Here is a 24,503-nt window from a genome sequence, read left to right on the forward strand (position 1 = left end):
ATTACTCATTACTCATTACTAATTACTCATTAAATATGATAACATCCGACCAGTTAAAAGACGTCCTTGACCGTGCTGATGCGCTGTACAAGTATCTGAAGATAGACGAAAAGAAGATTGAATTCGAGGAGGAGGACCTTCGCACACAGGCTCCCGACTTCTGGGAAGACCAGAAGCGTGCCGAGGAGCAGATGAAGAAGGTGAAGGCCATCAAGAAATGGATTGATGGCTATCAGGCCGTACGTACTGCTGCCGATGAGCTTCAGCTGGCTTTCGACTTCTATAAGGAGGAGATGGTTACCGAGCAAGAGGTGGACCACAACTATGCCATGGCGATAGAGGCCATCGAGGCCTTGGAACTCAAGAACATGCTTCGCCAGAAGGAAGATCCCATGGATGCCGTGCTGAAGATTAATTCCGGTGCAGGTGGTACTGAGGCTCAAGACTGGGCACAGATGCTTATGCGTATGTATCAGCGTTGGGCAGAGGCGCATGGCTATAAGGTGAGCATTGCCAACTTACAGGATGGTGACGAGGCAGGCATCAAGAGTGTCACCATGCAGATAGAGGGTGGTGAGTTCGCCTATGGTTATCTGAAGTCAGAGAATGGCGTCCATCGTCTGGTACGTGTGTCGCCTTATAACGCGCAGGGTAAGCGCATGACGTCATTCGCTTCTGTCTTCGTGTCTCCCTTGGTCGACGATACCATTGAAGTGTATGTCGACCCAGCCAAACTCTCCTGGGACACCTTCCGCAGCTCCGGTGCGGGTGGTCAGAACGTCAACAAGGTGGAATCAGGTGTTCGCTTGCGCTATTGGTATACCGATCCTGATACCGGTGAGGAGGAAGAAATCCTGATTGAGAATACGGAGACGCGTGACCAGCCTAAGAACAAGGAGCGCGCAATGGCTTTGCTCCGCTCACAGCTCTACGATCGTGCCATGCAGAAGCGCCTGGAGGCACAGGCTAAGATTGAGGCTGGCAAGAAGAAGATAGAGTGGGGCAGCCAGATTCGAAGCTATGTCTTCGATGACCGTCGTGTCAAGGACCACCGTACGAATTATCAGACTTCTGATGTTGATGGTGTGATGGACGGTAAAATCGACGATTTCATCAAGGCATACCTCATGGAATTTCCTTCAGTTGATAATGAGTAATTAGCAATGAGTAATTAGTAATTATGATTTGTTTGGAGGTTGAAAATAAGGACGAATATATAGAGTTAAATAACTAAATAGTAAAACATGTAATGTGGTTGTTGGTGATAGCAGGGTAATCATAATTACTCATTACTAATTACTCATTACTAATTTTAAAACATTATGAACAAGAAAGTAAACGCGAAGAAAGAAGCTTACGCAAAGAAACAGGAAGAAAAAGGACGTAATCTGATTATGTGGATTATTGGAATACTTATTGTCCTTGGCGTGTTATATGCATTCTGGGCTAGCATCATGATGTCATAAATGGCACAGGAAATTGAACGCAAATTCCTCGTGCTTGACGACTCGTTCAAGCACGAGGCTTTTTCTAAGAGCCACATTCAGCAGGGATATATCTGCAGTGAGCGTGGCCGTACGGTACGTGTACGTATAAGAGATGAACGCGCGTACCTTACTATTAAGGGGCCCAGTCTGAATGGTGGACTCTCGCGTTACGAATTCGAACGCGAGATACCCCTCGACGATGGTCTTCAGATGATGCAACTCTGCGAGTCGGGCATTATCGACAAGACCCGTTGGCTGGTGAAAAATGGCCCTCACACCTTCGAAGTTGATGAGTTTCATGGTGAGAACGCAGGTCTTGTTGTGGCTGAAGTAGAACTCCATCATGAAGATGAACTGTTCAAAAAGCCCCATTTCATCGGGAAAGAGGTTACTGGAGACCGACGCTACTACAATAGTCAGTTGCGTGCCAACCCCTATTGTAATTGGTCTCTGTGATTTGCCTCTCACCTCTTACCTCTCACCTCTTAATTCTTACCTCTTAAACTTCTCGTACGTCTAAATTTAGTTAAAAAAACGTCATCCTTATTTGCCTTTCATGGAAAATTTCTTACCTTTGTCATAGGCTTAGTTGAATCATGATGAAGTGTAAGAAGTTTGTCTTTGGCTTATGGGCTATATGTTATAGCCAGTTGGGAGTTGCAGCAACGCAGCTTCCCGATTCACTCTTGACTTTCGAAAAGGCTTATTATTACAATATCGTTGACATGCCGAAGTCTCTCCAGATTGTGCAGACCATGCGCGAGCGGAAGATGGCGCAATCGTGGGAGTTGGATCGTGCTGAGGCCAACCTATGGAGTTTGGATCGTCAGTATAACAAGGCATTGAAACTCTACCAAAAAGTGCTTAAGAATCCTAAGGCCGTTGAGTCTTGGGAAGAAGAGCTAAGAACCCTTTTCTTTATTACTTATTGCTATGACAAGTTAAGTGATGAGCGCCATCTTTCTGAAATGGGGTTCCGCATGAAGGAATTGGCAGAAAAATACCAGGCAGCCACTTATTTGAGCATGACCGAGTTCCTTCGTGGTAAGCGCCTTTATGCGATGGGCCGCAAGGACGAGGGTTGTTCAATCTGTGAACGGGCAGTAGAGGCTATGAAACGTGTGAGCTATAGATACAAGAATCGAATGCTTTTCATTTTCAATGCCAATTTGTCCAACATGTACTTAAACGATGGCAAATACCAGGAAGCGTCGAAAACGTTGTCAAATGCCGAGGAAGTACTCCGCCAAGGGTTAAACATGAATGTCCTTGATGTAGAGCGTCGTGCTTATTCTGTCGTATATGCCACCAAGGCGCGCATTCTTGCTGCTGAAGGACAGCTGGCTCAGGCTGACTCCGTCTATGCGCTGATGCGTTCAAACCCATACCGTGACATCGGTGCTGAGGTTATTGTCTTGCCTTACCTGAAGATGCGAGAGAAGTATGCTGATATGCTAGAGTCTACCAAATACTGCCGTAAGGTTGTTGAGTCTGACAATAACCAGATTGGTATGAATATCATTTCGATTCTTAGGTTTGAAATCGAGGCATACATGGGTATGAAGGATTTTCAGAAAGCTTCAGAAGATTATTATACTTTGACAAAATTGACGGATTCGCTGCATATTGACAATATGAACTATTTCTCAAATGAGGCGCGTGCGAATCTTCGACGTGAACAGTTGGTAGCCCGTCAGAACCTCCAGCTTTCCATCGGTATATCCGCCTTGATCATTTTGTCCCTGCTGATGTTGGCAGCCTTCGTGCATCACCTGCTGGCTCGCAAAAGAACCAAAGTGATGATGGCTACCATCGAGGAGTTGATGTTCTATCGTAACCTGTTTCTCCAAAATGGCGATAAAGTTCCCGTTGAAATGGAAGGAAATGAAGCGGCATCTCATGAAGAAAAGCATCGCTTCAAGGAGATGGATAAGCGAATTATGAAGGAAAAGCTGTTCTGTTCACCTGAATTTGGTCGTGATGACCTGATGCGCCTTATGGGTGTTGATAAGAATGCCATAGCCCCCATTGTCCAGAAATACGCGCACACAAACGTTTCCGGCTATATTAAGATGAAGCGTATGGAGTATGCCGTCACCCTGTTAAAGGAGCGCCCCGAGCTCACCATTGCCGCTATTGCCGATATGAGTGGCATCAAGAGTGCCACCACTCTTGTCAACCATTTCAAGGAAACTTATGGTATTACCCCTTCCGACTATCGTGCTTCCTTAGCCAATTCTGCCCCCCCCCAATAGATAGTTAGAAGTTGTCGGAGAGCCTTTAGATTTTGTCTTTTTACCGATAAAAGGACAAATTTGTTGATGCAGCGGACATATTTGTAAGTTATTTTGTTAATTTTTGTTTTCACCTTGTATATTTTTAGTACTTTTGCAAAAATTATGTATTGAATAATAATCGACAAGATTGATTGCAAGGGTATGAAAATGAAACTAAATAGTCGCAAATCGTTATCCATACTGCTTTTGTTTGTAGCGCAGTGGGTGTCTGCTCAACAGGTAACGCTTAGCAATAATCTGCTCTATGATGCCTGGCTCACTCCCAACCTTCGGATGGGTGTCAGGCTGTCGCCACATTGGTCTGTGGGACTTACAGCAGGTTATCGTCCTTGGCCCACTGATGACCAGACATCGAAAAAATGGAAGCATTTGCTGTTGGCACCCGATGTACGTTATTGGACCGACTCTGTCAATGTGCACCATTTCTTTGGCGTTAATCTGATATACAGCCACTACAATGTTGCTGATGTTAAGTTCCCCTTTGGTCTTTGGAAGTCCGTGCGCGACGAGCGTCGTCAGGGTGATCTTGGTGCTATTGGAGCCTATTATGGCTATTCTTGGCCGTTAGGTCGCTATTGGAATTTGGAGGCACATATTGGTGCAGCCCTCGGTTATACCAAGTTCGATCGTTACGAGTGCGGCCATTGTGGTACCAAGTTAGGCACTAAGCATAAAATCTTTGTGCTGCCACAGGCTGGTGTAAGCATTGTCTTTAATATCCCGGGTCGTCCGCGTAAAGTGGAGGAGCCTGTCGTGGCTGAGCCAGCCGTGGAGAATCTGGTTCCTGTGGTACAGCAACCGTTCATCCCGGCGCTGACTCCTGTTCCCGACTTCAAGGGACGTGCCGGACAGTTGCAGCAGGACAACCCTGTGGTGCAGCATATCTCTGCCTACCGTCCTTATGACCGTACCCGCATCCTTCGCAAAGAGAAAGATGCCCTCTTTGTTCATTTCGACCAGGGCAAGTCACAGCTCAATGCCAATTATCGTGACAACCAGCGAGTGATGGATCGCATTGTCGATATCACGCGTCAGATTATGTCCGACAGTGCCAGCAGCGTCCAGAAGATACAACTTATCGGACTTGCCTCCATTGAAGGTGGTCCTGCAGTCAATGAGCGTATTGCTCAGAATCGTGCTCTGTCATTACAGAAATATATTCAACAAAATATCAGTGTCCCCGATACCCTTTTCGAGACGGTCGGTGGTGGTGAGGCTTGGTCTGAGTTCCGCGACCTGTTGAACGATATGGCCCCGGAGCATGCCCAACTCTCGAAAGCCGTTGAGATTATCGACCAGGAGACCGATGACAAGGTTCGCGAACGTCGCATCAAGCAGTTGGATAAGGGGCGCACGTGGACTTATATCAAGGAGCATGTCCTGAAAGACCTGCGCAATTCCGGTTACATCCGCATCTATTTCGACTATGTGCCCGATAGGGCAGCTGCTACCATCAACGAGGCCAGCGAACTGCTGACTACCGACTGTGGCGACTGTCACCGTGAGGCCCTCCGCCTATTGCAGACCGTCCGCAATGACGAGCGCGCTCAGAATGCTTTGGCAGTGGCCCTCTGGCTCACCGGTCAGAAAGACGAGGCCCTCTCCACTTTCCGTCGTGCCGCCGCCAATGGCAATGCCGATGCGATTAAGAATTTGAAACAGTTAACAGAAAATCAAAAATAAATCAGATAGTTATGAAGAAAATGTTTAAATTTGCCTTTCTGAGTGCGATAGCATTCGTAGGTGCAGTTTCTTTCACTGCTTGCTCGTCCAGCGACGATATGGTTGAAAGCAACAACCCGAACTATGATCCGGATACTCAAACTGTATATGCACAGTTTGTCTTCAATGTGGCAAGCGGCAGCACGGCAACCACTCGCCAGTCAGAAGCTGCCACTCAGGCATCATCCAGTTTGACTGCCGAACAATTCCGTGGTATTGACAATTCTCATGTCATGTGTTTCATCAATGGTGGCGGTGATGGTCATTACCTTACTTCTGCCGCAACAGCAACAAAGTCATTCGATATGGCACGTGTTGCTAATTCCGGAACTTTGAGCAATACCAAGTCAAGTCGCGTCCTTGAGATGTCATTGCCATTAAACACCAACACTATGGTGTTCTATGGTAAGGCTATTGACGAGACCAACAACTACAACACCTTTGGTCATCTGGATGCATTCCATGTAGAGGACGATCTGGACAGTACTTACTTCCAACTCGGCAGACGCCTGACTGCAGAAAAAAAGGCTGAGTTTCAGGAGATTCAGAAATTATTGGCAGCTTGCCTAACATGTGTTATGGGTGTGAAGAGAGGAACTGAAGCGGTTTCAGCTGATGATGCTCCAACAGGTGTCGCCAGTAAGTACGGTTTCTCCATCGAGTCTGATTACATGCCCAATATGCGATGGAAGGCTTATTATAAAGAAAAAGCCGGTGCAAGCAAAACTCCACTAACTCCAACTTCTACTGCTGAAATAGATGCTAAACCTCTTGAAATAAAGCTGTATAGGGTGTATAAGGAATTGACCACTATTCAGACAACCGAATTGCGTAATGCTTCAGGCTATGCCATAAAGGAGTGCGTCAGGAATCTCTGGTCTATCGTCAACTCCGTTCGCTGTGCATTACCTACCAACACAGAAGAGGCATTGGCTAAGTACATGGCGAACCTTATTGACCATGAATTGCGTAATTATTTCGAAGCAGAATCTGTTCCGAATGATGGTGGTTCTGTTACAGGTGTTTCAATAAAGTCATCTAAAGCTCTTATTGACGCTCTCTCAGCAGACCCCTACTGGCCAGCAGAAGCAACAAATGCATCGATTAACAAACCAGGCTCTAGTGATTTCCCAATTATTTACGATAATAACCATGTTGTAAACAGTGCTAAAATGGAACAATTCCCTGGACAATATGATTTGCCGCAGGGCTCTACACACATTCACTTCGACGCAGAAAAGTCAGTATTCACCTATGCTGATGAATTTAATACCAGCGCTGTAGGTAATACCCAGTTCACTGTTGATGACTACTACTATCCTGCAGAGCTTTGTTATTTCGGCAACAGCCCTGTACGCGTTTCTGACAAAGAGCATGTGGTAGGTGATTATCCTACAAGCGTTACCACTTGGAATACCGACGTTACAACGAGTTGGCCATCAGACTGGTCTGTTAGCCATGTCAAGTCTTCTACCCGCAGTGTGGCTATGAAAAACGATATCAACTATGGCACCTCACTGCTTAAGACGACTGTTAGCTATAACACTCTGTCATTACAGGACAACAACAAGAATATTCAGCAAAGAGACTATGGCGTAACCGAGGTTAACAAGACTATCAATGTTACAGGTGAGTCATTCAAGCTGGTGGGCATCATCGTTGGTGACCAGTGGCCTAAGGTAGGATGGGACTTCCTGCCAAAGACAACGGATCCTGGCAATACAAGTTACAGAAAGGGTTATATCTATGATAATCAGATTACTAGCAGTGGTGTCATCCCTGCATCAACAACCTCTGCTTCCGACCCCAACTACACCCTGGTGTTCGACAACTACGTCTCAGAAACCACACAGCCCAAGGTATATGTAGCTCTTGAGTTCCAGAACAATTCCGGTGTGGACTTCTTCGGTTTTGACAACATGATTCCTAATGGTGGCAACTTCTACCTGATTGGTGAGCTTGACCCGGATGGAAAAACTGGTCCTACTAAACCAGAATGGCATGCTCTGCCTCCCTATGATGTTAACGATACAACTGTTCCCCGCGTATTCATTCAGGACCACATGACAACTGCCAACTTCAAGTTTGACACATACTCTCTGCAGCATGCTTACCTGACAGTGCCTGACCTGCGCAGTAGCTCAGTGACGTTAGGTCTGTCCGTTGATCTGCAGTGGTCAACAGGTTTGACATTCGACAACATTACCATTGGAGGAGGCGAAGTTACCACCAACCCTTGAAACTAAATAGAATATTTGCCAATTGCAAAGAGACATGAAGTTGAAGGTATTCTTATGGACAGTGCTCCTGCCGTCAGTCGCATGGCTGACAGCAGGATGTTCTGCCATTGACGATGACCTGTCGGATTGCGGCGAGGAGAAAAAGGAGTTGCAGTTAGACTATCAACTCCGATTGGTGACCAATATGACGACAGAGTTGCAGACGCAGTTGACTACTGTGACTGAACTTGGCGTGGCCAGTTCCCTCGAGACCCATCTGGAGAATATCTTCAGTGACCATGCCCACGATATTGACCTTACATTCTACGATACAGAAGGTACGTTGGACAGCCTGTATCATAAACGCGACATCATAGACGCCAACCAGACGAGTTATACGCTTACCCTGCCAATGCGAAAATATATGCATCTGGCAGTGGCCAATATTGCTGAGAATACAGTGGTAAGCCTGGAGAATGTAGCGCATAGCAACACATCCAGGCTGCAACAGGTTGAAGGTACAGTGTCTGACGGTTCCCCCGTCAGAATTATAGACTCCCATACCACAGGCCTCTTTACCGCCCGTCAGCCTATGGAGGTGCTCTCAGGCGTTAGCCAGACATTCAATGTCCGTCTGTTTATGGCCAACAGTGCCGTTGCCCTTGTCCTCAATCCCAAGGGACACAATTATACCGACTTGAAGGTGTATGCCACAGGCTTTGCCAGCCAGTTCAATATTAGCGACAGTGTCTATGTGTACCCAGCAGAGAGCCCGTTGATTACTGCGGAGAAAGTAGAAACGGACAACGACCTGCTCTGTTACTGTACGGTGAATTTCCCGTCACGCGATGTTCTGACGAGAGCACCGGCTTCGTCACTCTGGCAACTGAAAGTGTACATGACCAATGCCGACGGTTCGACAACAGAAACGGTATTGGACATCCAGGAGCCCCTGAAAGCTGGAGAGCTAAAGATTATCAAGGGTGATGTGGATGACGAAGGTGCCATACGTCCCTACAACAGCACGGTAGGTGTTAGTGTGACGCTCGACTGGCAGGAGGGTGGTACCTATCATCCGAATCTATAACCTTATTGCATGAGAAAAAGTAGCTTAGTCATAGTCATTATGTTGTCAGCCTGGCTCCTCATGGCAGGATGCAATGCTGATGAAGGATTACAGCAGGAAAGTAAGCCTGTTGTAGTCGATTTGGCTTTGACGGTGTCGAACGCTACTCAGGAGACTACGCGTATGGCAGCTGCTGATGTGCAGGCAGATGGTAACAACTATCGTGGCATCTCGATGACACGCATTGTACCTTTCAACGTACACGGAAAGATAACTGTTGACGATGTGCCTACATGGTATCAGATCAGTGCCCTGCGCACAGACTATCTGAGGACTGACAAATTCTACCTCTATAGAAACTGCATGATCATGGAAGGTGCTGCCTCGTTCCTGACGTACGGACGTGCTCCGAAAGGTTCATTGACCAAGGCAGCCAACGGTTCCATCATCGAGACATTCCCTCTGGCGATGGATCCGCAGCATATCCGTTTCTCTTTGGAACCTATCTCTCAACGTGTCGTACACTCTACTGCCACATCGTTGGCTGACTATATGACCTCCATTGCTACGGCAAAAGGCAACAATATAGCTTGGAAGGACTCACCGAGTAATGTGTTGAAGACGATGTTCCTGAACTTCGTCAACCAGACAGAAGCCGTTACAGGCGGTAATGTTCTGCCAGGGTCATCAGCCAATATCAAGGCATATACGCAGCTGTTGAAAACGGTGCTGAGCGGTATGCTGAACGGTATGTCGCTCTCGGGCGATGACGCTGCCATATGTACGGCTATCATTGAAAAGATAGATACATACGATAATGCCTGGGACGGTTTCCCAGCCTCCTTAGGTTTACCTGACGGAGCTGCTGCCATCCGCTGGAACGGCACAAGTTTCACACCGCAGATATCCTATACGTCACTTGCCGACATCAACGGTATCGACCGCTTTACCTATCCTGCAGAGATATACTACTACGGCAATAGTCGCATAGTGACATCAAACATAGACGGTCGCCAACAGATATATGACGACGTGAGCAACCAGGAATGGTATCAGGTGCTGACGAGTGGATATGAATATCAAGACAATGCTGCCGTAACCCATAACACCAGATCTGTAGCTATCAAAGACCCGCTGCAGTATGGTGTGGCACGTCTGCAGGTCAAGTTAATAAAGACGGCGTCTGAATTGGAAGATGCCAAAGGTTCTCCCATCCCCGTGGGTGCCACAAGTTTTCCTTTGACAGGCATCATCGTGGGCGGACAGATGCCTGTAGGTTTCGACTTCGCACCAACCACCTCCTATCCCGTCTATTCGGAGACGGACATTGTGTATGTCTATGACAATCAGGTGAAGACCAATGGACTATCAGGCAAAGAGTATTTCTATCTGAGTTCAGCGGCAGATGCCACTCAGATGACCAACACGCTGGTGCTGCAGTCATACGACCACAAGGTAGTACCCGTCGTGCTGGAGTTTATCAACAACAGTGAGTCTGACTTCGAAGGGCTTGATGGCACTGTCCTGAAAGGAACGAAATTCTATCTTGTTGCATTGATTGACCCTGCAACAAAGTCAGGAGACCCCCTCACACAGATTCGTGACCGTGTCTTCACACAGGATTACACGACCACATTGAATATGAAAGTAACAGGCTTGTCAAAAGCCTACAACGTAGTGCCTAACCTGCTGTCGCCACGACTGGAGCTGGGCATAGAACTGGTGTCACAGTGGGCATCCACAACACCGGAGGAAATAGTTTTTTAAGTATGAAGTACATCAACAGACATAACTGCCATCGCCATGTTTGCAGTCCAGTTCTTTGGATGCTGCTACTGCTGTTGTGTCTGTCGGCATGCACCTCAGGCGATGAGGATGCCACTTCTTCGCCTGATATGACGAAGTTATATGTCTATGTCTACGCACCACAGACAGCACAGCCTACACGTGTAGCCTACGATGGCAATGTATCTGCCATAACCAATGAGGCTGCGGTATATTCCCTGCAAATATGGGTGTACGGGCATGTCAGTCATACACTTCTGGGTCATTACTCTTCGACACAGCCGTCCAGTCTCACCACGTCAAATCCATACGAGCTGATAGAGATATCTATTGATGACACCTATGCTGAGACTTCTGCGGTTAGCCGTGAGCGCGTTGATGTGTATGTCGCTGCAAATGTGAAAGATAGCAACTGCGGACAGGCTCTGGATGACCAGTCGACGCAGGAGCAGTTGGAAGCCGCTCTGATACAGAAGACAACTACCGATCCATTCGGAATGACCACTCCTGTGTCCCGTGTGCCTGAAAACGTCGGACTGCCTATGAGCGGTGTATTGCGCAACGTTCTGGTAGTAGGTGATGCACCTGTATTGCGACTGGATGACGGCAACGAAGGCATAGCTACGGTGCAGCTGATACGTACCATCTCAAAACTTCGCTTTGCCTTCTCACGCCAGACGGGCGGAGAGACCCTGCGAATCAACAGTATCAGACTGAACACTGAGATGCTGCCTATAGCAGAGTATCTCTTTATGGCTGACGGTTACGACAGCCACACCTGCCACATAAAGACAGAGAGCGGATATGACGCCACAACGCCCGACCTGCTGGGCGAAGCAATCACAGAGATTGCCGAAAGCGATAATCCTACCTATTACGCCTGGGATCAGCAACTACCTCCTCTTGACTACGAGCAAAGAATGGAGGACGGTGTGGCAGCAGGAAAACTCACCCAACGCTATTTCTACCTGCGCGAGAGCGACAAGCTGATACAGGGAGAGATTAAATACCAAGTAGGCAGCGGCGAGGAACAGACAGCAACCTTCACCATGGTTGACGTTGGTGGATTCTCGCGCAATCATGTCTGGACGGTATATGCCTACCAGGCAGAAGCAAGTCTGAAGGTGATTGTGGCTGAGGTGGCTCACTGGGTACAAAAGGAGGAGGACTATGAATTCTATAACTGGTAAGAAAGATGAAGAAAGGAATATCTCACATACTCGTCATCATGGCACTGCTATTTGCGGCAGGCTGTTCGAAGGATGCTGCGGACAATACAGAATCAGCCCAGGAGTCACAGCCTGCTTCCTTGAAGGTGGTGGGGCTTACACGCGCCACTTCAGGCAATACCGATTGGGATGATATACATATATACCTGACCAGCAGCGGCACACAAGTTGCCGAGGGAAAATTCGGATATGCAAGCGATACGAAGGAATGGAGCACTCATCTGAAACTGAAGTCTGGTGCAGGCACCTTTCGTTTGTATGGTTTCATGCCCGATGATCCTTCGCTGACTGCTTCGTTGCAAAATGTGACTCCTGTAGATGCTCAGATAAAACTTGAGAACGTGAACCCGCTCACGACTAAAGACTACTGCGTTGTAACAGGCGTACGACAGGTGGAAACAGCTTTGGACCACACATCTGCTACGCGTGGCATGTTCTCATTCGACTATGACAGCTACCGCCAGAACTATATCAATCTGTTTCTCGACCACCTCATGAGCAGACTGGTTTTCAATATGAAGATTAGCCCCACATACGATGCTGTACGCACCATCAAGGTCAAGAAGATGACGCTGAAGCTGGCAGACATCAGCAGCATGAGCGTGACCGTTACCTTTTCTGACAACCATGGCATCAGTGCCATCAGCTATATTCCGACTGGCGCTGCAGCAAACTCCTGCATCATAGAGAACGAAGAGAAGACGCTAACCACCTCGCCCGCTGCGATATGCACTGGATACATGGTGCCGGATAACGTGTTTATAAACAAACTGGAACTGGAGACGGAGTTCGAGGTGTATAATAAAAAAGGAGACAAGATAGATGAACGAACAGCAGTCAATAAGCTGACCGAACCGCTGGCAGAATTGCAGCGGGGCGAGGAGCGCACCCTATTGTTAACTATTGATCCGTCATACCTCTATGTGCTGTCGGATCCTGACTTGGACAATCCAACGATTAGGATTAATTGAAGAATTGAAGAATTGAAGGATTGAAGAGTTGAAGGATTGAAGAGTTGAAGGATTGAAGAATTGAAGAGTTGAAAAATTGAAGAATTGAAGATATGCGAAAGATAACGACCATCCTATTACTTTGTTTGTCTGCAACACTGATGCAGGCACAGATTACTATTGGTGGTAGCATCTATGGCGGCGGTAATGCTGGAGACACAGGTGGAAGTTCCAAGGTTACGGTGCATGCAGGCAATCTGCATGCTGTATTTGCCGGAGCCCGAATGGCTAACATTGGCGGTTCTTCTTTCGTGCACCTCGATGGTGAACATGCCTCTGACTATATCCTTGCCGACTATGTCTATGGCGGTAACGATATAGCAGGAACCATCGGTAGTTCACAAGATCTTCCAACAGAACTGTCGGAAGTAGGCACAGGGGAAGGCAAGAACGATATTGACAACACCTGGAATGCCTTTGTGCGCATATCTACTAAGATGAATGGTGATGCCGAGGCCGCTGATGCCCAGAAGATATATGTCGGTCAGTTGTTTGGTGGCGGTAATGGCTACTATGACTATGAAGCAAAAACCTCTGGCACTGGCACAATCGTCAAGGATAAAGTCACACATGCAGAGGTGGCTTCCAGTGATAACGAGCTGTCGTCACCGGAACTCGGTAAAGCCTATCTGGAGCTCCTTGGCGGCTCTGTCGTCTATGCCTATGGTGGCGGTAACAATGCCACCATCACTGAAAACACGGTCATCTGCGTCGATAACCCCAGCAAGGTGGTCAACAGCATCAAAGATACTCGATTGACGTCAGAGAATGAGGGCGAACTGCTGACTACAGAGCGCTTCAAACTCATGAGAATCAACACCGGTTTGTCCTATCCCAGCAGTGATGCCTTCCAGATTGGCCGATTCTTTGGTGGTAACAACATGGCAGATATGGCCATTCGTCCAGTATGGAACCTGAAAAACGGAAAGATCAGAAACCTCTATAGCGGTGGTAATCAGGGTAGAATGACGAACCCGGAGGGATTGCTGCTGGAAATCATGGCTAACAGCACCATCAAGGTGGACAATGTCTATGGCGGATGTCGTATGGCAGATGTTCGTCCAATGAGAAACGGCCTTGATGTCCTGTCTTCTGACATTCAGCTGCATGATGAAGACGGTAATCAGATTTACAAATTCCCTGCAGGCCTGTCTGCCCGTGTGCTGGTTCGTGGTGGTGACATCAACAATGTCTATGGTGGTAACGATATCACAGGTCGTGTGTATGGCGGTAATGCCGTAGGTATATATACCAGTGTTCGAGGTGATGTCTATGGTGGAGGTAACGGCTCCTATCCTTATACCGACAATGCCAAGCTGATAGGTCACGACATCTATGGCGACCTCTACTATAATCCTGGCAGCAACTCTGCGGAAGCCCTCAATGCCTTCCGTCCTAATGCAGAGCAGGTGTCTATCCGTGTGACGGGTACGGATGCGGATCATCCTACCGTCATAGGTGGCTCTGTCTATTGTGGCGGTAACAGTGCTACACTGGCGACTGTCAAGCCGAAACCGTTGGTGGAATTGAAGATTGGCTCCTACGTGATAGCTGACAATGTGTTTCTGGGTAACAATGGTGCCAACATGATCAAGTATGATGTAGGCGAGGGACTTCATGAAGGTGTGTTGCGCACCATGAAGAGAACGGACATTGCGGACGATCATTCTGTTTACAATACTATGGACCTCACCGATGTAGGAACCTTTGCCACCTATATGAACGGTGTGGCTATGGGATTGATGCCCAGCGTCACATTCGATGCCATCGCTAAAGGCGACCCTGCCGACTACGAAGACTATACTACCATGTTCGGTTCCATCTACTGCGGTGGTAATGTGGGTAGTATGACGAGCAACGGCAAGACAGCCATCGACTTCACCCAGAAGGTGATAGTCTATGACAAGGTGGTGGGTGGTTGTAACAATGCTTTCGTGACTCCTGTCACGGGCTTTAATGCCATCTATGAGGGTGGTCTGACAGGCAATCCTGATGCCAACGGCGACAAGTTGCAGCTGAACTTTGCTGGATTGAAGATACAGCCCAAGCGCTGGAATAATGATCATACGGAACTGATATGGAACACCGTCGACGCGTCAGGTACCCCCGTTGACCCCGTAACGTCAGGTGCCTCTCCTGAGAGCCCTGTTACCAGTAGTGATGCAGACTTGGACCGTCGTTTCACAGGTGGTAACATCTATGGAGGTTGCTACAACAGCGGTTTCGTCAATGGTAATGTCGTCATCAATATCAACAGCTCTATCGTTGACCGTGACAGGCTCTTTGACACGGTGGAAGAGGACGAGAGTGGTGAAGACAAACTCTACGGCAACGACCAATATCGCATCACCAAGCGCAACAGTGGTGTCATCCTTTCCGAGCAAGGCATGGATGTGCTGGGTAAGGCCCTCAACGTGTTTGGTGGCGGTAAGGGTGTGAATACTGAGATATGGGGCTCAACTACCATCAACCTCAACCGTGGCTACATGTTCCAGATATTCGGTGGCAGTGAGGAAGGCGGTATCGGTAAGGGAAACTATAATGAGTCGACAGGAAAAATAGAGTACACCTACGACGAGAAATACAGCACCTATATCAATCTGAATGGTCCTGTTCCTGGTGTATCCAAAAAGGAAAGTATGAGTGAGGATATCGCCGAGTGTGAGTTTATGTATGGTGGCGGTTTCTTAGGTGTTACAGCAGGTAACTGTATCATCAACTTAAATAACGGTCGTATCTTCGACTCTTTCGCAGGAGCTTGTAATGCCAATGTCCTCGGACATACAGAGACTTATATCGGCGTCAACGGCTTCCCATACGTTCGTGACTTCGTATATGGCGGTAACGACCTGGGAGGACAAATTCTTGGAACTGCCAATTTCGACAGCCGTCTGCGCAACGAGACCGTTCGCGGCAAGGTATATAATAACGATATGCTCAATGCTTCTGCATATATAGAATATGTACAGGGGCGCGTGGAGAAGATATTCGGTGGCGCATATGGTGTGTATGACTACAAGGACGAGCACTTCCGTGCATACTTCGATGCCGACGGTCACGCATTGACAGGCTACCACAAGCCTTTCTTGGACAATGCTTTCATCAACTTCCGTCCTAACGACACTAACAACCCGCTGAATACCGTAAAGCAGATATACGGAGCAGGACAGGGTTACCTCGGTGAAGAAGAGGAGGACTTGATGCAGAACCGCAGTTATATCTTGATTGATGTTCCACAGACCATGCAGACCTATCAGGATACCGAGATATTCGGTGCCGGAGAGAGTGGCGGTGTAGGTATGGGTGTAGCAAAAGCCACAGCAGACGCCACTGCCACAGCACACAAGGCATCTGCCATCATCGACCTGCTGAGTGGTCATTTCAAGGCTGTCTATGGTGGTAGTTATCAGGAGGGCGTGACACGACGCACTGTGGTCAACGTACCTACTGGTTCTACCTTCCGTGCGGAAGCCATCTTTGGTGGTGCCTACGGCTTGTATCAGTGGTATCCTTGCGACGTCTATGAGGCGAATGTCAACTGGAACAGTAGCGATGCCCTCGTAGGTGGCTATCGTACGGGTATCTACGGTGGTAACAATAACTGCCGCCGCACCTTCTACAGTCACGTCAACATCAATGCACCTGTCTATTTTGACAAGGCCAACGAGTACTTTGCTACTGTCTATGGTGCTGGTTACGGTAAGGACACCTGGTCACAATATACCGAGGTCAACCTGAACAACACAGCTCGCGTCTATGAGGTATATGGCGGTGGTCAGTTGGGGCGCGTGATGAACAAGAAAACGGTTGATGCATGGGCACCCGGAGCTTATACAGAAGCTCACGCAGCATGGGATGCCTTGCTTGATGATGAGAAGGCTAATACTCCGGAACCTCAGACAATTGACATCTCTATCGGAACGGGCTATACCGACACTGGACTGGACAATGACCTTGCATTAGCCAGAAACGGTAGGAAATACAATACCAACGTCATCATCAAACAAGGTGCTGATGTCTGTGGCTATATGTACAACGGTAGTCTCAGCGGTGCATACGCATATGGTGGCGGTCTGGGTGATGCCAATGTTCCCAATACCGGCGACGTTCACGGAACTACCTACATCGCCTTGCTGGGTGGTAAGGTAACAAAGGACCTCTATGCCGCAGGAACAGTAGGTTCGGTAAACAACAAATACAACATCGCAACTGACGACTTCGACGAGTCATTCATTGCTTCAACCAATGCCTATATCGAGGGTGGTACGGCACGTAACGTCTATGGCGGCGGTTGGAGAGGTAGTGTAGGCTACCACGCTGGCGCTATCAGCGCCACCCCAGCAGATGATATCCTCGGTGTGGCTAACGTCATCATCGGTAAGAAAGACGGTACCAGCTTCATCGACGGTATCCCAGCCATCGAGCGTAATGCATACGGTGGTGGTGAGGGTGGTCCTGTATTCGGAACAGCCAACATCACCCTGAACAAGGGCTTTATCGGTTATCGTCACTTCAACTCTGTACCGACAACAGAAACCGACCTCGACTATGTACAGGTAGGCTCTGACTACTATCAGGAGAAGCTGAACGACGAGACTTGGTCGGGCGACGGTACCAACCGACTCTATGACAGTGGATGCATCTTCGGTGGTGGTTATATCGACAACAGTAGTGTGGATATCACCAATGTCAAGATGTATGGTGGTGTAGTACGTAACGCCCTCTTCGGAGGCGGTGAGATTGCCGCCATCGGACGTGGTGTCATCCAGGCTACCGGACAGGACAACAGTGTCCGTACCCTGCAGGGTATCTACAAGGCTGGTAGGACAAGCGTTGATATGTTCGACGGCCAGGTACACCGCAATGTCTTTGGTGGTGGTCGAGGCTACAACAACCTGGGTGACGGTGGTACGCTCTATTCCGACGGTTACGTCTTCGGACAGACAGAGGTGCATGTACACGGAGGTATAATAGGTACAGCGAAGGAACTGGCGCGTGAGAATGGTAACGTCTTCGGTGGTGGTGATATCGGTTATGTATATAGTGCCTACGAAGACAATGAAGGCAATCTCTATGTCGGCATCAAGGATGGTGAGCGCTATAAAACTCAATGGGAGGGCTACTATTATGCTTATAAGAAAGGACATGATGCATACATCCCTGGTCCGAAGCCTGATGATGACGATTCTGGCTGGGTGAAGGATGCAGGCGAGTATGTGCTTACCGAGGACTGCAAGGTGCTGATTGAGCCTCACTGTAGGGCAAAGTCTGCTGTTTCCATCAATAATCACAACTATGCCGAAGGTGACTTTGTAACCACAGAAGACCTCCACCATCTGGGCAATAAGAGCAGCGACTCTCGCTGGAGCAGCTTGGATGATACGGGTATCACCATCTTCAACGCTGTGTTTGCTGGTGGTAACACCTCATCAGGTTCTTCTACCGTGTATGCTAACACGACCACAGTATTCGGTAATGCTACAGCATCTATCCACGACGTCTATCACCGCGACCTGATTACCTTAGGTACAGGACGTACTGGTGGTCTGTACGGTGATGGTAACCTGACCTTCGTCGACGGCTATCGCGGACTGAACATCACCAACTATGGCACAGACTACTATAACATCGCTAAAGAGATTACGTATGACGCATATAAGGACCTTCCTGCCCGTGAGCAAGATTACTATCAGCTGAAGTATAAGTGTATCAAAGCATGTACAGATAAGGATGGAACGGCCTACCATATAGCAAGCAGCGAAAGCAGCAAGGCTTCTACGCTGACCATCGACGACCTGCTGACGCTGTTTGAAGGTATTAAGGATGGTGATGTAGATATTCTTCTAACTGATCCAGAAACGGGTGAGCAATATCCGAATCCTGCTTACTGGGAGCAAAGTGGTGTCGTTCCTGTCTATGCCGGTCGTCTGATGAATACCATTCAGCGTGCAGACTTCTGCGGTGTGTTCGGTAGCCGTATGGTGATGCAGGGAGCACAGGACCGTGTGCCTGAGATTGTAGACCATACCAACTACACCATTAACCGTGTGCGTGAGGTGTCACTCAACCATAAGACATCCGTTATCGAGGACGACAAGGCTCTGAAGTCTGGCAAAACGCCAAAGGCTGACATCATGGATCAGAATCCGGATGATTTCGTAAATAAGGACAAGGCTATTCACGGCAACTACTTCGGTATCTACAGCATCGTGAACTACTTAGGTGCCCTGACCAGTGACGCATTCTTCCTGCCAGGAAAGAATATACGCTATACAGAGAATACCTCTAATCATGACTACAAGACCGCCTCAGGGGCATACAGTGGCGGCACTTCCAAACCTTATGGTGAGGCCACCTTCTACGACTGGAAGGCAGGATACGTCAATAACCGCAAGCGCAACAACGGTACCAGTCATAACAAGGTGGCACTGGCATCAGGTGTCTATCTGGAGCTGACCACAGAGCAGAGTACAGGCAACGACCTGTATGAGAAGGACTGGGGCTACATCACGGGTGTGGTAGAGCTCGATCTCATCAACGTGCAGCCAGGTATGGGTGGTGGCTTCGTCTATGCCAAGAACGTACATAAGATAGGCGAATATAGACCGAGTAAGCATGTTACTTTGACGGCTTTGAACACTGGTGCTGTCACCCGACGCGACTTCACGTTTGATGGTGCCGACGTGGAATGGGAGACGTCAGGAAACTTTATCCACAGTACGCAGACGATTATCGATGACTGTTACAACGTCAGCGGTAAATATAAAGGTAGCGATGCCGTTCCTGCACACTACTGGTTCATCAAGGGTTCGGTATATGTCTATGACCAGTATATCTCTGCTTACACCGGCGCGCCTAATGCATACAGCGAGACGGTGGACATTCCGCTGACCATCACTGCTGCTTCGCATGGTACGATGAAGCTGCTCAACGTGATGCCTAACAAGTATGCTTACTACTCTGCTCCTGGTGTGAAACTGGAGGGTGACAAGAAGATGGTCATCAACGATGTGGAGTATCATCTGAACGATCCTATCAACTACTGGGATTGGTACTTGCTGACTCCAGCTGAGAAGAATCTGTTTGTCGATGAAACCTATGTCACCATTGCAGACTGCAAGTATAGCAGCAGTGACGCAAATGTCATTCCTGCAGGTACGGTGATGCTGCCTGATGAGTACAATACATTGAAGGCTGCTCACACAGAAGTTTACCATGTTGAAAAACAGGAGAATGTTCCTTTCGACTTCGTATATCGCTCAACCAACAACATGAGCCACGATACGGGCTATATGCTGACCTACAGGGTGAATAACCCGACAGACTGGAACACTTGGTACACCAAGTTTGAGAGCGCTAATCCTATTGGAGATAAGAAACAGACAGACGATACGGGCTATGAGGATGGTCCTACCTATCGTTTCACCGGTGGTTCAGCCGGTATCCTCGGACAACGTGAGTATAAGGTAAGCAACCTTATCGCTAAAGATATTTACGATACTTACCAGACGATGGTAACGGATCATCCTGATGCTATCCCAGAAGGACAGGCAACCTTCAAACCAGCTTATATCGTAACTCAAGAATATGCAAGTGGTGACGAACACCTGCATGTTGGCACCACTGTTTCTGCTACAAAGGCAGCTACGATGACTGATGAATATGTGAAGCCCGCCTTCATCTGTACGAGCACCATCCAGCTCAGCAAGACAGAGTTCATCTATGTAGGCAACCGCATGACGGAGGCAGAGAAGGAAGCATACAAAACTGCTAATCCTTCGTTGGCTGCTGTAATCGAGGCAGATGTTGTACCTGCCTACTACTGTACCGCTGATGGCCTCTACGGGGGTAATTACTATGAGGCTGGCAAGAACTATCGTGGACTGGAAGTATGGAGCTCTATGTCGAAGGCAGACCGCGAGAAGTTTGAATTCAACTATGATGCCTTCGATGTGCTCATCGATTCTCGCTATAGTAAGAATGCTGAAGGTACCAGCATCATACATCCTGAGGGACAGAAGTATCAGTACGACTCTGCAGCAGGTACTAAGGAGGCAGCAATAGCCAATAAGGCGGGCTACTCTCTGGAACGGCCTGTTAACTACACCGCAACCTATAACGGCACAAGCACTCTCGACTATGGAAGTGGTACCGTAGCCCCAGGAGCGGAAATTTCTCGAGTAGAGTTCGAGAACATTCCTAATGAGAAACGCCACTATGTTTCTATCGACGTGAAGGAGGCAGGCAACATCTATGTTGTTAAAAACTCATTCCAGGTAGGCAACACGCCATACGCTGTGGGCTCTACCATCTCGGCAAGTACATATAACAGTTTGAGCGGCTCAGAACAGGGGAATATCACTACGCTGACATTCACCGAGGAGCAGAAGGACAAGACATTCTACTACTGCCGCGAGGAGTATGAGGTCGGTGAGCATGGTCAAGGTGAAACCGTAACAGGTATCTCCGGCATCGGTGGCGTAACTGGAACCTATAACAACGGACATACTGTTCCTGTGGGAGTCTTAATCAATGAGAGCAACTACACAAGTTTGAAGAACTACCAGACAGACTTCACCATCCACGGTATTGCTCCTACGGAGACCAGCACGCTGTATGTAAGCCGCTTCTCTGACATCTTCGACCTCTCGAAGGAGAAGATTATCACCGTCATTTACGAGTACAACTACGAGGAGAGCGATGCCTCTGGCACACATGTCACTCCTGTCAGCGAGCGCCATGTGGTGAATATCCATGTGCTGTTCAAGAGCGGTATTCCTACCGTCGAGGACATCAAGGCGCCGCAGATTGTGCTGCCAGGTACTTTCGTTGGTGTGCGTGAGCCACATGTGACACCAGGTGCCTACGAGGTAACGGGCGGTGGATGGAAGCTCTTTGAGAAAAAGGCAGAAGCAGAAAACCACACCAATGGTATCGAATATACTCCTACCGCTGACCCGCTCTACTGGTATCAGGATGGCTACTATCTGGCTTACTATGCGAAGACCTATCTCGGTGAGACATACTCTAATACTGTCCAGGTAAGTGTAGCCAACTATCATGACTTGACGAAGGTGATGGCTGATACTGAGCACCACTACTATGTAGACAACAAGAACGTAAAGCGCGACTCAAAGATATACATCACTGATGCAACCAACGGTGCTACTCAGCTCAAGCAGTTCTACGACCTCAGTAAGAGCGCGCTCGATGCACACGTCCAAGACTGCCAGAACCTTGAGTTCTTCCTGCACACCAACGTTAATCATGAAGGCGGTTGGACGCCAATCGGTGACGAAGGTCACTGCTTCGCAGGTAACTTCCACGGTGACGGTTACCACATCGACGGACTCGACCACTCACTGTTCGGTCAACTCTGTGGTAACGTATATAACCTCGGTGTGACAGGTTCATTCACCTCTGCTGGTGTTGCTGACACTGGTGGCGGCTATGTAGAGAACTGCTGGATCAACACCACAGGTACGCCTGATGGTAGCGTCAAGGCTGTCTTTGGCAACCCAACAGCAGAAGGCAAGAAGATAGTCAACTGCTACTATCCAGAGGGACTGAACTACAGTACATCGAACGACAGTCACGGCTTAGCTCGTCCTATGCCTGCCGCTGCCTTCTACAACGGTACTGTAGCTTACGACCTGAACGGCTTCTACCTATATAAGAGATATAATAACACGAAGACCGGTGCTGGTCTGCCTCATACATTCTACACTATCAATACCGACGGTACATTGTCTGATCCAACGACGAAGAACTATGTAGAGAATAACGCTACTTATTGTTCGTCGGGTATCGCAAACATATATGTTACCGACGAAGTTGACTATGGTGGTTATGTTGAGCAGCGCTATGCTGACGGTGACTTCCGCTATGCTGACGGTGTGATACCTGAGAGCGAAGACGAGCGTACATTGGTCGATGCTGATGGCAATAGTCACTTCTATCCCATCTGGCCTGACGACTACTTCTACTTCGGACAGATGCTGACCTATAACTGGAACAACCAGCGTCCACACGAGGATGTTCCTTCACACATCGTGAAGAACAGCGGTCGTCTGTCAAATACTGATGAGAGCAACCGTGTATATCGTGCCCCTGCTTACTATCAGTCAAAGGTGATGGATGTGGCTCACTTCAACCCGGCTGTGAACCTCGTAGCCTACTCGAAGCCGCAATCGTCGAACGATATAAACCTGCATCCGGCTTACCCGGATATGACGGCTATCGACTTTGCTGGTCATAACGATACCGATTGGACTATTGGTCGTGCAGGCGGTGCTCCCGCTGGAGTAGACTTGTTCTACCGTCCACTGCTCGACGAGAATGGATTGCAGAGCATCATCAACCGCGATGAGACAGACAACATGTTGGTATATGCTCCTGCAGCAGAAGGCAATGCACAGACATATGGTGTGCTGACAACCTACTTCACCGAACCATCATATAGTGACTACTACAACAACAGCGATACATATCGCCGCGTTAGTGCAGCACCCTACTGGACGGTATTCGGTCACCTGGTACAGAACGACCTCACTGCTACCAGCGACCAACTGCTGGTGGATAAGCAGGACTTCAACTGTCCTCTCAGCTACACCTTTGCTGAGGGTAAGCGTATGTGGTACCAGCGTATGCCTGATCTCTACGTGAGCCTTAACAAGGGATGGGAAGGCATCAGCCTGCCGTTCATAGCTGAACTGGTTTCTACTCAGGACAAGGGTGAAATCACCCACTTCTACAGCGGTAGCCGCACCATCGAAGGCAGCGATGCCAAGATTGGTCACGAGTACTGGCTGCGTGAATATAAAGGTGGTGCTGTGGATCCTGATGATGATAAGATTTTCAAGTCAACCTTCAACTATCCTGATGCCGCAGGCGACACCAAGATCGTTGGCAACACCTTCCTTTGGGATTATTACTATAATCTGAATGGTCGACTGGATGCCAACACGGATTCCTACCAGACTTATTATCAGACTGGTCGTAACCTTGCCAGCTATCCGTTGCTGGCAACTGCTAAACCGTATATCATCGGCTTCCCAGGCAAGACCTACTATGAGTTCGACCTCAGTGGCGAGTGGACGGCTAAGAATACTGCGGCCACCGCTCCTGCACAGCTCGCCAAGCAGGCTATCAGCTTCGTATCTAATCCGGGCATCAGGATTGACGTCAGCAATGATGAACTGAATGCTGTCACTGCAGAAACCAACTACAGCTTCATGCCTAACTATATGAGCAAGAAGGTATCTAACGCCTTCCTGATGAATGGCGAGGGCAGCAGCTTCGACAAGGTCGCAACAGGTACAACTGTACCATTCCGTCCGTACTTCGTGACAGTAGCTTCGCCATCACCTGCCCCACGTCGCGCTGCGGCAGAGACTATCGTCTTCGACCGAACCGACTCTTCATTCGCCATTGGTGACGACCCATCCGATGAGTTGGCTGGCGAGCTGACCTTCTCAACGAAGCCTCGCAAGCTGATTACGACTTCGTCGTTGCGTCAGCCTGCCGATGTCCGTATTTATAATGTTAGCGGCGTCGCCATCAGCACGTTCACCATCCAACCCGGTGAGACTATCGAGACCGACATTGCTGTCTCAGGTGTTTACATCATCCGTGCTGCCAATGGTCGCTATACGAAGAAACTGACACTGAAGTAAAAATAGAACAAGA

11 protein-coding genes are annotated in these 24,503 nt (G+C 48.5%); all 11 read left to right on the forward strand.

All coding sequences use genetic code 11. The annotated features are described in order from the left end of the window. Window positions 1-35: 35 nt before the first annotated feature. The 11 genes from prfB to BLU47_RS11015 all read left to right on the forward strand — a co-directional run bounded on the left by prfB (window position 36) and on the right by BLU47_RS11015 (window position 24,490). Window positions 36-1,157, forward strand: coding sequence for a peptide chain release factor 2 (gene prfB, locus BLU47_RS10970; protein ID WP_091962478.1), 1,122 nt, complete (start codon window positions 36-38; stop codon window positions 1,155-1,157). 165 nt (window positions 1,158-1,322) lie between these two features. Next, window positions 1,323-1,466 carry a hypothetical protein gene (locus BLU47_RS14825; protein WP_176780554.1) on the forward strand — a complete coding sequence of 48 codons (144 nt, stop codon included), beginning with the start codon at window positions 1,323-1,325 and terminating at the stop codon, window positions 1,464-1,466. Continuing rightward, window positions 1,467-1,943 carry a CYTH domain-containing protein gene (locus BLU47_RS10975; RefSeq protein WP_091962482.1) on the forward strand — a complete coding sequence of 159 codons (477 nt, stop codon included), beginning with the start codon at window positions 1,467-1,469 and terminating at the stop codon, window positions 1,941-1,943. A 140-nt stretch (window positions 1,944-2,083) separates the two neighbouring features. After that, the gene (locus BLU47_RS10980) at window positions 2,084-3,742 is read left to right on the forward strand and encodes an AraC family transcriptional regulator (protein WP_091962485.1); all 1,659 of its coding nucleotides are present in this window, start codon (window positions 2,084-2,086) and stop codon (window positions 3,740-3,742) included. Window positions 3,743-3,925: 183 nt separating this feature from the next. Then, window positions 3,926-5,467, forward strand: a complete 1,542-nt coding sequence (locus BLU47_RS10985) for a DUF3575 domain-containing protein (RefSeq protein ID WP_091962488.1) — start codon at window positions 3,926-3,928, stop codon at window positions 5,465-5,467. Between the two features lie 11 nt (window positions 5,468-5,478). Continuing rightward, window positions 5,479-7,746 carry a hypothetical protein gene (locus BLU47_RS10990; protein ID WP_143025548.1) on the forward strand — a complete coding sequence of 756 codons (2,268 nt, stop codon included), beginning with the start codon at window positions 5,479-5,481 and terminating at the stop codon, window positions 7,744-7,746. 34 nt (window positions 7,747-7,780) lie between these two features. Beyond that, window positions 7,781-8,812 carry a FimB/Mfa2 family fimbrial subunit gene (locus BLU47_RS10995; protein WP_091962493.1) on the forward strand — a complete coding sequence of 344 codons (1,032 nt, stop codon included), beginning with the start codon at window positions 7,781-7,783 and terminating at the stop codon, window positions 8,810-8,812. A 9-nt stretch (window positions 8,813-8,821) separates the two neighbouring features. Beyond that, the gene (locus tag BLU47_RS11000) at window positions 8,822-10,558 is read left to right on the forward strand and encodes a hypothetical protein (protein ID WP_143025549.1); all 1,737 of its coding nucleotides are present in this window, start codon (window positions 8,822-8,824) and stop codon (window positions 10,556-10,558) included. A 2-nt stretch (window positions 10,559-10,560) separates the two neighbouring features. Then, on the forward strand, window positions 10,561-11,766 hold the full coding sequence (locus tag BLU47_RS11005) for a DUF4906 domain-containing protein (protein WP_091962497.1): 1,206 nt from the start codon (window positions 10,561-10,563) through the stop codon (window positions 11,764-11,766). Between the two features lie 5 nt (window positions 11,767-11,771). Next, window positions 11,772-12,776: a fimbrillin family protein gene (locus tag BLU47_RS11010; RefSeq protein WP_091962500.1), complete on the forward strand. Its 1,005-nt coding sequence runs from the start codon at window positions 11,772-11,774 to the stop codon at window positions 12,774-12,776. A 92-nt stretch (window positions 12,777-12,868) separates the two neighbouring features. Further along, complete coding sequence (locus BLU47_RS11015) at window positions 12,869-24,490, forward strand: T9SS type A sorting domain-containing protein (protein WP_143025550.1); 11,622 nt, start codon at window positions 12,869-12,871, stop codon at window positions 24,488-24,490. Window positions 24,491-24,503 lie beyond the last annotated feature (13 nt).

Source organism: Prevotella sp. tc2-28 (assembly GCF_900107705.1).
Classification (GTDB): Bacteria; Bacteroidota; Bacteroidia; order Bacteroidales; family Bacteroidaceae; genus Prevotella.

What these genes read in the sequence shown, in the direction of transcription:
- BLU47_RS14825 (WP_176780554.1), top strand. Translation starts at nt 1,323, where the DNA reads ATGAACAAGAAAGTAAACGCGAAGAAAGAAGCTTACGCAAAGAAACAG.
- BLU47_RS10975 (WP_091962482.1), top strand. Translation starts at nt 1,467, where the DNA reads ATGGCACAGGAAATTGAACGCAAATTCCTCGTGCTTGACGACTCGTTC.
- BLU47_RS10985 (WP_091962488.1), top strand. Translation starts at nt 3,926, where the DNA reads ATGAAAATGAAACTAAATAGTCGCAAATCGTTATCCATACTGCTTTTG.
- BLU47_RS10995 (WP_091962493.1), top strand. Translation starts at nt 7,781, where the DNA reads ATGAAGTTGAAGGTATTCTTATGGACAGTGCTCCTGCCGTCAGTCGCA.
- BLU47_RS11010 (WP_091962500.1), top strand. Translation starts at nt 11,772, where the DNA reads ATGAAGAAAGGAATATCTCACATACTCGTCATCATGGCACTGCTATTT.
- BLU47_RS11005 (WP_091962497.1), top strand. Translation starts at nt 10,561, where the DNA reads ATGAAGTACATCAACAGACATAACTGCCATCGCCATGTTTGCAGTCCA.
- BLU47_RS10980 (WP_091962485.1), top strand. Translation starts at nt 2,084, where the DNA reads ATGATGAAGTGTAAGAAGTTTGTCTTTGGCTTATGGGCTATATGTTAT.
- prfB (WP_091962478.1), top strand. Translation starts at nt 36, where the DNA reads ATGATAACATCCGACCAGTTAAAAGACGTCCTTGACCGTGCTGATGCG.
- BLU47_RS11015 (WP_143025550.1), top strand. Translation starts at nt 12,869, where the DNA reads ATGCGAAAGATAACGACCATCCTATTACTTTGTTTGTCTGCAACACTG.
- BLU47_RS10990 (WP_143025548.1), top strand. Translation starts at nt 5,479, where the DNA reads ATGAAGAAAATGTTTAAATTTGCCTTTCTGAGTGCGATAGCATTCGTA.
- BLU47_RS11000 (WP_143025549.1), top strand. Translation starts at nt 8,822, where the DNA reads ATGAGAAAAAGTAGCTTAGTCATAGTCATTATGTTGTCAGCCTGGCTC.